This window comes from Roseomonas sp. TAS13 (genome assembly GCF_001950415.1).
Taxonomy (GTDB): Bacteria; Pseudomonadota; Alphaproteobacteria; order Acetobacterales; family Acetobacteraceae; genus Roseomonas; species Roseomonas mucosa.
Genome location: NZ_BDLP01000665.1, coordinates 1 through 1,240, shown reverse-complemented (window position 1 = coordinate 1,240; position 1,240 = coordinate 1). Strand labels below are relative to the sequence as shown.

General features: G+C 72.3%; 3 protein-coding genes. 1 reads left to right on the top strand and 2 read right to left on the bottom strand.

The features are described from left to right. Both ROTAS13_RS24665 and ROTAS13_RS24660 read right to left on the bottom strand, forming a co-directional pair. Positions 1 to 509, bottom strand: a 509-nt coding sequence (locus ROTAS13_RS24665) for a PhzF family phenazine biosynthesis protein (RefSeq protein ID WP_139323577.1), incomplete at its 3' end; no start/stop codon positions are given. Continuing rightward, positions 506 to 772: a DUF1127 domain-containing protein gene (locus ROTAS13_RS24660; RefSeq protein WP_037249508.1), complete on the bottom strand. Its 267-nt coding sequence runs from the start codon at positions 770 to 772 to the stop codon at positions 506 to 508. The genes ROTAS13_RS24660 and ROTAS13_RS24665, both read right to left, overlap by 4 nt. Positions 773 to 863: 91 nt before the next feature. Between ROTAS13_RS24660 and ROTAS13_RS24655 the strand changes: the two genes are divergently transcribed. Continuing rightward, the coding region (locus tag ROTAS13_RS24655) for a GntR family transcriptional regulator (protein WP_139323576.1) at positions 864 to 1,240 on the top strand (377 nt) is incomplete at its 3' end.

The window sequence follows — 1,240 nt, the reverse complement described above, 5'->3', positions numbered from 1 at the left end:
GCCCCCACCGAGACGACCTGCGGCGCATGCCCCGTCACCACCACATCCTCCGCCCGCAACGAGAGACAGGCCGCCACCTCCGCCGCCCCGCAGCCGCCAAGGCGCGACAGGGCCTGCGGCGCCTCCAGCGAAGCCCCGGCCACCACGCCGCCCTCCAGCAACGGCCGCACCGGCACCAGCCCGGCGATTTCCTCGAAGAGCAGCACCTCCGGCACCGCCTCGCCCCGCGCCGCCATCTCCGCCGCCAGCACGAATCCCGTGCCGATATTCGGATGCCCGGCAAAGGGCATCTCCCGCGTCGGCGTGAAGATCCGCACCCGCGCGCCGTGCCCCGGCTCCTCCGGCGGCAGCACGAAGGCCGTCTCGGACAGGTTGAACTCCCGCGCGATGCGCTGCATCGCCGCCCCGTCCAGTCCCGCCGCCTCCGGCAGCACCGCCAGCGGATTGCCCGCATAGCGCTCCGAGGCGAAGACATCCACCGTCACGAAGCGATAGCGCCCGCCGCTCATGACCGGCGCGCCCGCTCAGCGACGATCCCGGGCGTGTCGTCCCAGAACGGCCTGCCCGCCTCCATCGCCGCATCCATGGGCGTCAGCCCGATATCGGCCAGCTCCCGCTCCGGAAGCTCCCGCAGCACCCGCCGCGTCTCCGCATTGCGGTGCCAGACGGCCAGTCGCGCCAGCACCCGCCCCAGCACGCCCCGGGCCGGCGCCGCGTCCAGGCCGCCAAAGGCCGGATTGATCCGATCAACCCTGGAAATTGATCCGAGCATTTGAGAATCGCACCTTATTGCACCGAATCACTTTCTGGCACGCCATCGATTTCCGCTTCAACGACGCAATTGTTCTCGGTACAATATTCCCGTGACCGACTTCCGCGACCTCGCCGACCGCTTCGCCCAGGACCTCGCGGCAGACCTCGCCGCCGGCCGCCGCCAGCCGGGCGAACGCCTCCCTCCCAGCCGCGACTACGCCCATCGCCAGGGCATCGCCCCCTCCACCGCCTCCCGCGTCTATGCCGAACTCGTCCGGCGCGGCATCGCGGTGGGCGAGGTCGGGCGCGGCACCTTCCTGCGCACCGCCCCCACCCCGCCCGGCCTCCCGGCGCGCGAGCTCCACCCCGACGCCATCACCGACCTGGAGGTGAACTTCTCCGTCCTCCCCGAGCAGGGCACCATCCTCGCCCCCGCCCTCGCCAGCCTGTCGCGGCCGGAGGCGCTGCAGCCCCTGCTTTCCCGCGC